We start from the raw sequence: 8,976 nt of genomic DNA, 5'->3' as shown, positions 1-8,976 counted from the left end.
CGGACGATCTCGATCTCCGGCACCTCCTGGTCAATGGTGAACGCCACCTGGTCACTTTCATCACCGGCCGCTTCGGACACATTGCCCGCCGCATCCACCGCCTCGGCGGTCAGCGTCAGCTCAGTGACATCACCGTCGGTCGGCAGCTCGATCGTGGTCGCCCACGCGCCGTCGTCGTTGGCCACCGCCGTGCCCAGCACGTCGGTACCATCGCGCAGCGTCACCGTGACCCCCGCCTCGGCCGTACCCGCCACCAGCTGCGTGGTCGCATTGGTGGTGGCATCCGAGGTCTCAATTACCGGGGCAGCCGGAGGAACATTATCGAAGCTGTACGTTACGAACACAGACCCAGCATTCGATTCGACCTCAACGCCAGTGTCCCCTTGGGCGACCGCACGGATGGTCAAGTTCAGACCCGAGACCTCGACCCCGTCGTCAGGGAGGAACGTAACCGTGCCGTCTACGAAGTCGCCTCGCTGGAAAATGAAATGATCGTCTGAATCATCACTGAAGGTCCCACCCACCAGGGTCTCCCCGTCGAAGATACGCACACCGGTGACGTCCATCCCATCGACATCATCCAATGCTTCGACCGATATTTCGCCCGTTGCACCATCTACGGAAAAACTCGAGATCACCGGCCCCAACATTTCGAAAACTTCAGCGATACGCCCCTGAAGCTCATCCAGCTCCTCGCCAACCGTGGTACCGTCGTTTCCCCCGCTGTCAGTAACATTCCCAACGAGATCCTGAAGAGCCTGGACCGCCGCACCCAGTTCAACCAGCGTCGCAAGGTTTTCGGTCAACGTCCCTTCGCCAACAATCGCGTCAATCTCCGCCTTGAGTTGGTCAGTGCGCTTAACGAGAAAGAGATTGCGGGAGCCATCGACATCCGCCGTATCCACGTTCACATCGTCGAACGACTCTGAGGCCGAACGAACTACAACATCAGGCCCATCCTGTTCAGGAAAAAGTTCCGCATTGTCCGTCAAGAACTCGAAAGCCTCGTTGGCTTCCGCGTCACTTTCGACCGTGATGATCAATTCGCCGGTTCCGGACACTTGCTCGGTACCGAGCCCTTCAATCTGCCCCTGGGAAACCACAAGACTAGAATTCAGAACAATGACAGCTGCACCCTTGATCTCGACGCCGGTCTCAAGAACGATATTGCCGTCGCTCACCTCCAGGGAGCCCCCACCTAAGTCGATATCACTGCCATCCAGAAGAGTCAGCTCATAATCGTCGCTGGGCATATCGAAGGTGAGCGTGCCGCCGCTGAGTTCGATATTGAGTTGTGCGTCAAAGTCTGTCTGAGCCGGATCATTGATATCACCCACCAGCAACCATAGGTTGCCCTCACCGCGAATGACGCCTTCTTCTCCTTCCTCTTCTTGGTTATCGATCGCCGCCTTGTCCGCATACACCGTAAGGCCGCCTTCAATCACTACATCGGAGATGTCTTCCGTCACCACCACGCTATCACGTTCGCCGGGAACGTCAGGCAACACCACTTGGTCGTCAGAGCCGTCACGCTCAACATCCTCGTCCGCGGAAAAGTCGCGCCAGTTGACGAATCGTGCACCCTCCTGGGTTTCTTCGACATAGATGTGGCGGCCACTAAGGGAAAGACCCCCTTCGCCGTCGGCAATGACGTTGAAGCTGTCATGGTCGACCGTCGCGTTGCCGGTCTGCTCGTTGCCCGCCTGATCGATGACACTTGCCGTGATGATCAGTTCGCCATCGGCCAGGCCGCTAAGATCGACTGTGGCAGTGAAATCGCCCTCCGCATCGACCGTAGTTTCGGCAGTCACTTCCGTGCTGCCATCCGTGATTACCAGAGCGACATCTGTCCCCTCGTCGATATTCTCGGTGGTGCCAGTCAGTTCGACCGCATCGGCATTGTTGCGATTAATGGTATCGATGTGATCTTCCAGGCCGACGGTCACGCTGCCAGCTGGAATCTCGGGTGCGGAAGCTGAGGACCCGCCGCCGCTCGACCCACCCACCGCAGCGGCAAGTCCCGCAGCGGCCGCAACCCCGCCGATAACTCCTGCGGTGGAAAGTCCGCCGCCACCCGTTGTGCCGCCTTCGCCAGCAACCGATCCAGCATCCGTCGCTGTATCACCGTTGGCTTGCGCCACGTATTCGCTCTCGGAGTGAATGGCTTGAGCCACGCTGTCGCCCGACAGATCGCCATCCGGGAAGAACGCCACGTCCGGCGTCACATAGAAATCGACCAGGCGAACGAGTTCTTCTTCGTCCACCGAGAGGATCAGGTCATCGCCCTGGCGCGCCATCCTCAGGTCGTCAACCGCTCGGCCGGAATCGATATCCAGGAGGGTGATGCGCGCGCCTTCCGGCAGGACATACCCCTCGAACTCCGCCGGTGTCAGCTGAAGCTGAGTCCCGTCCGCCAGCTGCACAACGATGACAATCCGTTCCATGACCATGGTCGACATGTTTTTTCCTCGGGCGTCTTTACATTTAATCTGGGTGAACCAGGGGACGCATCCAAACGGGTGCGTGCGCAGGATTCTCTGCCAGCATTACACAATGCGTTAGCGGCAATTGGAAGCATTTTTGTCGCGACGATACACGATAAAGAACGACATTTTACGACATCTGTTTTGCAACGAATTATGGAAACGTTGTGTGTTCAGATCGGCATTGTTAACCGCGCGGTTTTTCTGTTCTCATATTGGAACCTAACCATTTCGTTCTGCAACGAATCAGTCCTTCGCGAACCGGTAAGATCCCTAACTGGCTGGCCATAACCGCCGAGCTTCAATGACGAACGGATACCACGGTGCACGTCCGGGAAATCGGGCAAAGGCAGCGGCAACATCCAACGCCGATGGCCGGCACCCCATCCCTGGAATAGAGGCCGCGTTTTCTCGCGCTTTTGTCGAGGGTTTGCATCGCTCTTCTTATATGGCTGGGGACGACGATCGTGCTGGGCTTCCCGGAGAACGCCTTCCAACACTCGTTCCCAATCGGGGGCGGTGGTCCCGGAGAAAGTGTGCCGGGGCGTGCAACGCAGCACCGGACCCTTGCATTTGGGGGCATTCCACAAGTACCCGGATGCGGCGGGACTCTGCGAAGAAGATCGCGCCGCGGGGCTACTTCAGGCCAAAGGGGCGTCTGGCATCGCAGCCGGTCAACTCCGAGGTCATGCGAGCCGATCGCCGGCGCGCCTTGCGGTAACCTGATTGGCGACGAACGTCCGCCAGTAACGGGCGCTCTCGAAGACGTGCCTGACCCGCCCCGGGCCACTTTGATCCAGGCCCTCCCGGGAATGTCACCACCCCGGGGCCCCTTACCTCTGCCCGGTCCTACCGGAGGCTACGCACCCTGATGGTGATCCTTGCCGCAGCCCCCTCTCCGTCATCCCGGCCGCAGCGCAGCGAAGAGCCGGGATCTCCACACGCCAGTCCAGCCCCAACATACGGGTACCCCATACCGTGGAGACCCCGGATCACCGCTGCGCGATTTCGGATGCCGAAGCAGGGGGCGACTGGAGAGCCGAGTCCCCTTGAGCCTGGCTGAAGCTCGTCGCTTATCAGGTGCGGTAAAAGACCCTTGCGGCGGGATCAGACGTCGCGCGCAATCCACGCCGGGGCGGTAAAGGCATAACCGATGCCGTTGACGGTGGTAAGCGGGAGTTCCTGCGCCGCTTCTGACCGCACCTTGGTGCGCAGCCGGCGCACCAGGATCTCGAGACGACGCAGGTCGAAGGCCTTTGGGTCGACGCCCAGGGCGGCCAGGATCGCCTCCCGGGGAACGGCCTGCCCCGGTGTCTCACAGAGGCAGGCCAGCAGTGACTGTTCCCGGTGCGATAGACGGATCTGACGGCCGTGCGGCGACAGAAGATTCCAGCGCAGGCGGTCGAGCTGCCAGGCATCCCGCGGGCCGACCGGCACGATGCGTGCCAGCAGGTTGCCCACAACCGCGTCCAGCAGCTGTGCGTTCACCCCCCGCGGCAAAACAAGATCCGCCCCGTGCCGGACAACCTCGAGCCAGCGGTCCGGATTGTCGCAGGCGTCGAATACCACCAGCCCCGGACTGTATCCACCCGATCCGCCGGCCAGCACGTCGAGACCGCAGCCATCCGGGAAGGCGGGCTCGAGGAGGATCAGTTCCGGCGGGCGCTCGGCAAGGGCCGCACCCAGATCCTCCGCTGTCGCGGCATCCGCGCATTCGGGCAGGCGTTCCGCCAGTGCCTGGCGCCACCGCTCCCGCGCATCGGGGTCGGCGGCGGCCAGCAGCACGCGTGGGTCCGGTGGGGCCTTGCCCACCGTGGGATCCGCCGCAGAGCTCGCGCGCGACAGGTGCTCCTCGGGGATTGCGGTTGGACTGCGGGGCTCGGGACCCGCAAGCGAGGGGGCGCCCGCAACCACCGTCTCGGGGCGCGCATCGGGCCCGTCCGGAAGGAAGCCCGCGGGACGCGAGAGGGTGCGGCGCTGGCTCATCGCTCGCCCAGGGATTCCTGGATACCGCGCGTGATCGGCTTGGTGAGAAAACCCAGTACGGTGTTCTCACCGGTCTTGATCTCGACAGTCGCCGTCATCCCCGGCTGGATACGCACGGGCTCCGGGCCCAGACCGACCAGATCCTTGCCTTCCATCAGGACATGCACGCGGTAATGCGGCTCCTCTTCGCGCGAGCGCTGATCTTCCTCTTCGAGGGTATCGATACTGATGTAGTCCACCGTGCCGGGAAACGAGCCGTAGATCATGAAGTCGTAGGCATCGAACTTGATGTTGGCCTCGAGGCCCGGACGCACATACGCGATGTCCATCGGCCGGACCTTGGCCTCGATGACAAAGTCGTCATCCACCGGGACGATCTGCATGATTTCCTCTCCGGCCCTTGCCACGCCGCCGCGGGTGGTCAGACGCACATCACGCACGACGCCGTCGGTGGGCGCTGTGATCTCGGTGTACTGCAGCACCTCCCGATGCTGCGCGAGAAGGTGATTAAGTGCCTCCAGGTTCTCCTGGGCCTGTGCGAGCTCGGCCTGCGCCTCCTCGAAGTACTGGTTGCCGCGGTTGACGATATTGCCGCGGGTCTCCGCGCGCTGACGCTGCAGGCGCAGGACCTCGACCTGGCTGACATCGCCGGTGGCCACCAGTGGTTCGGTCAGTTCGAGTTCTTCGTCGATGATCGCGAGCGTATCCCGTAGCACGCCAAGCTCGGCATTGAGGCTTGCGCGCCGGCGCTCGAACAGCGCCTGATGGTTGGCGAGGATCTGCGGATACTCGCGCACCAGTTGGGGAAACACCGGAGCACTGTCGAGCATCTCGGCCGTCAGGCGCGCAATCGCTGCCATCTCGGCGGCGAGCTGCGCCCGGGTCTCCATGTACATGGCCTCGGTCCGCTTGCGGTCGAACCGCACCAGCACATCTCCGGCACGCACCAGGTCGCCTTCCCGAACCAGTATCTCTTCGACTCGCCCCTGCTCCATCGGCTGGATCAACTGGTTGCGCGAGCTCGGGATCACCGTGCCCTGCACGCGCGTGATCTGGTCGATCTCGGCCCATGCGGCCCAGGAAACAAAAGAGCCCAGCGTCAGAGCCACGAGGGGGATCAGGAGCCGTGCGGGCCAACTGATGCGGCGGCGAGTGTCGTCGGGTGTGCTCATACGGCCTTCCTCTCCTCGGTCGATACCCCCTGCGAACGCTTGCGGGCCAGTTCCGCCATCACCTGCTGGCGCGGGCCATCGGTAACGATGCGCCCGTTCGCGAACACCACCACCCGGTCCACCAGCGGCAGCAAGGTGCCCTTGTGCGTGGAGACGACGATGGTCCTGCCCTGCTCACCCATGGACTTCAGCAGCTGGATCACACGGGCCTCGGTGGTGGCATCCATCGCCGCACTGGGCTCGTCCAGCAGCAAAACGCCGGGGTCCACGAGCAGTAACCGGGTGATCCCGATCAGCTGCCGTTGTCCGCCGGAAATACCGCGCCCACCCTCCGTGATCGGCAGGGCCAGCCCCAGCGGGTGTCCGTTGATCAGGTCGATCAGACCGGTTTTGCGGGCGGCTTCGAGGATCGCTTCGTCTCCCGGGTCGGAGATGCCGCGAAGGAGGTTCTGCCGCAGGGTGCCGTGGGTCAGACGCAGGTCCTGGGGCAGGTAGGCGATACGCTGTCGCAGGCAGTCGGTGCGGATGTGCGCGACATCCAGCCCGCCCAGATAGACGTGGCCCTCCCGCGGTCGAAACAGCCCCGAGGCCACCTTGAGCAGGGTCGACTTGCCAGAGCCAATGGCGCCGACGATCGCCACGCGCTCGCCCGGCGCGATCTCCAGTTTCGGGATGTCGATTGCCAGGTGGTCATTGTCGCCATAGGCGAACCGGACGCGGTCAAGCTTCAGGCTGTTATCCAGAACCTCGGGTGCCAGGTTACGGTCGTGTTCGTCCTGTTCGTTCGGCAGCGACAGCAACTGGTCAAGGTTACGCAGGGCGGCACGTGCATGCTCCCACTGCACCAGTACCGACGGAAAACGGGCGATCGGGCTGAGGGCGCGCTGGCTGATGATGGCGCAGGCGATCAGCGCGCCCATACTCAGCTCGCCGCGCACCGCCAGAACTGCGCCGAACGCGATCAGTAGCACGTAGCTGATCTGCTGCAGCGTTGCCGTCACGTTGGACGACATCGCGGAGGCGGCCTTGATGCGGTCGTCATCCGCGCCCGCCTTATCCAGTAGCTCCTGCCAGGCACCGGCGATCGCTGCGTCGTTTCCTGTGGCCTTGATGTTCTCCACCCCGTCGATGGCCTCGACCAGCATGCCCGCCTTCTCGTTCTGGTGGCCCTGGTTGGCGGCAATCGCCTTGCTGACGCGGCGTTGGGAGAGAATGCCCACGAGCAGCGCAACCGGCACCAGGACCAGGGGCACGATGGCCAGGGGGCCGGCCAGGTAGGCAATGACCCCGATAAAGAAGAATGCGAACGGGACATCGACCACGACGAAAATGGACGACGAACCGAACACGCCGCGCAGGTACTCCAGCCCCTTGAGTTGCGCGGCAAGCGTGCCCAGGGACGGCGGGCGAGCCTCCATGCGCACACCCTGAGCCCTGCGGAAGAACCAGTCCGACAGTTCGATGTCGATCTGCGTGCCCTCACGATCCATCATGTGGCTGCGCACCTGCTTGAGGATCAGGTCGAACAGCAGGGCGAGCATCACCCCGGCTCCCAGCACGAGCAGGGTCTCGAATCCGGTATGGGGGATGACGCGGTCGTAAACCTGCATCGTGAACAGGGCGGTGGCCAGTGCCAGGGTGTTGATGATCAGCGTGGCGAAGAATGCATCGCGGAATACCCATTTGCGCCGACCCACAACGTTCCAGAGAACATCCGAGGCTTTACTGAATGGGGCTTCGGTCGTGCTGCTCATGGGGTCTGCTCGCGCATCGGGCCCGTCAGGGCATTGAGAAAGGCTTCAGCGCGGTCCGTCAGCAGCGCAAGGCGCAACGAGGCCCGCAGTTCGTCCGCGCGCGCCTCCTCCACGGAAAGCGCCGCATTCGCCGCCTCGCGCACGGCGTTCATGACATCCAGCCAGGTCTTCTGTCCGATCACGTACTGACGCCGATAGGACTCGGCGACGCGTGCGGAACTGTCACGGTTGAGCCGCGCGCTGGCGAGTCGGGCGCGCGCAGCCTCCACCTCGTACCAGGCATCGGCCACCTCCGTTCGCAGATCGCGCAACGCCGCCTCGCGCTCGTCCAGCAGGGCCGATTCCCGAGAGCGAGCGGCACTGATCGCATCCCCCGTCGAAAGCCCGGGCCCGAAGTTGGACTCCACCACCACCAGGAGGCGAGTGTCGGAGCGGTTGTCGGGCAGGATCGCGTCACCCCGCTGTTCGCGTTGCTCCAGTCGCAACGCCAGTGTCGGGAACCGGTTGGCGCGCTCCGTACGAACGTCCGCCCGCGCTGCAAGACCCTGCGCGCTCAGTCGCGACAGGACCGGGGACGTGCCCTCGGCCGACGACTGCGCGCTCGGGAGATCCTGCGGCAGGACGAAGCGGGCCGTTCGACCCTCCTCGACCCGGGTCACATCCACTCCAGCAAGCTGACTCAAGCTGGCCCGCGTGCGCCGCAACGACTGGACCACGCTGGCCCGGTCCGAGCGCGCCTGGGCCAGGCGGGAACTCGCGAGATCCAGATCGGACTCCGGGCTGACGCGGCGAGCGACCCGACGGTCGATCATCGCCTGGAGTGCCTCCAGTTCTTCGACATGGGTATCCGAAATGCGCAATTGCTTTTGCCGTTTTCGCAATTCCGCGAAGTTGTCAGCCAACCGGATCAGAACGTCCTGCCGAGTCGCGTCCACCTCTTCGACCGCCGCCTCCTCCCGCGCCTCGGCTGCCTGAATGCCCGCCGTGATGCGCCCGCCCGTCCACAACGGCTGCTGCAGGCTCAGCACTGTCTGCAGAACCTCATTGTCGTCGACGCTGGCCTCGACCCCCGGTGTCGGGAAACGTGCCCAGCCCGCAACGCGGCGATCGCCCTCGGCCGCCTCCCGCTCCTGGAGCCGCGCCGTGATCGAGGGATAGGACTGCGCCGCAAGCGCTGCGAGATCCGCAAAAGACCAGGCCTCCGCCGGTGCACCCGGCTCCTCGTGCGCCCCCGGGTCTTCACTCAGGGTCAGGTACCATTCCGACTGCACCACATCGGGCACCAGAATCAGCACCAGCAACAGCCCCCAACGAACCCACCTCGCACCTGGAAGCATGGAGGCTGTGCTGTGATCGCCTTCGGTTTGCACGTGGTGGTTTCCGGGTCCGGTTGGTCAACAAGAAGGGAACTGACGCCACAGCCCCGCCTGAATCACGGAGTTGTGGCCGTCGGGCTTAAGACCCTACGGGGTTGGACCCGCGGACATCCGCGGCTCGTCTTATCAAGAAATTGAATTTCGACCGGCTGGCGCCATCAGCAGCCCCGAACATCCACTTCCGCCCGATCGATCCGTCATTTTC

The 8,976-nt window shown here is 63.5% G+C and carries 5 protein-coding genes; all 5 read right to left on the bottom strand.

The window, feature by feature from the left end; genetic code table 11:
* Positions 1 to 2,459: Ig-like domain-containing protein (locus tag D579_RS0113315; RefSeq protein WP_018952302.1), on the bottom strand; the 2,459-nt coding region annotated here is incomplete at its 3' end.
* Positions 2,460 to 3,590: 1,131 nt separating this feature from the next.
* Entirely contained in the window at positions 3,591 to 4,469 is an 879-nt protein-coding gene (locus tag D579_RS0113310; protein ID WP_018952301.1) for a response regulator transcription factor, read from the bottom strand.
* A complete protein-coding gene (locus D579_RS0113305; RefSeq protein ID WP_018952300.1) occupies positions 4,466 to 5,641 on the bottom strand; it encodes an HlyD family efflux transporter periplasmic adaptor subunit in 1,176 nt (391 codons plus the stop codon). Before D579_RS0113305 ends, D579_RS0113310 begins: the two co-directional genes overlap by 4 nt.
* A complete protein-coding gene (locus D579_RS0113300; RefSeq protein WP_026289536.1) occupies positions 5,638 to 7,395 on the bottom strand; it encodes an ATP-binding cassette domain-containing protein in 1,758 nt (585 codons plus the stop codon). The genes D579_RS0113305 and D579_RS0113300 overlap by 4 nt, the downstream gene beginning before the upstream one ends.
* Positions 7,392 to 8,690, bottom strand: coding sequence for a TolC family protein (locus D579_RS14970; protein WP_231376867.1), 1,299 nt, complete (start codon positions 8,688 to 8,690; stop codon positions 7,392 to 7,394). The genes D579_RS0113300 and D579_RS14970 overlap by 4 nt, the downstream gene beginning before the upstream one ends.
* Positions 8,691 to 8,976 lie beyond the last annotated feature (286 nt).

This window comes from Thioalkalivibrio sp. AKL12 (assembly GCF_000377925.1).
Lineage (GTDB): Bacteria > Pseudomonadota > Gammaproteobacteria > Ectothiorhodospirales > Ectothiorhodospiraceae > Thioalkalivibrio > Thioalkalivibrio versutus.
Note: the sequence above shows the minus strand (reverse complement) of the source record. Positions and strands in the feature narration are given on the sequence as shown.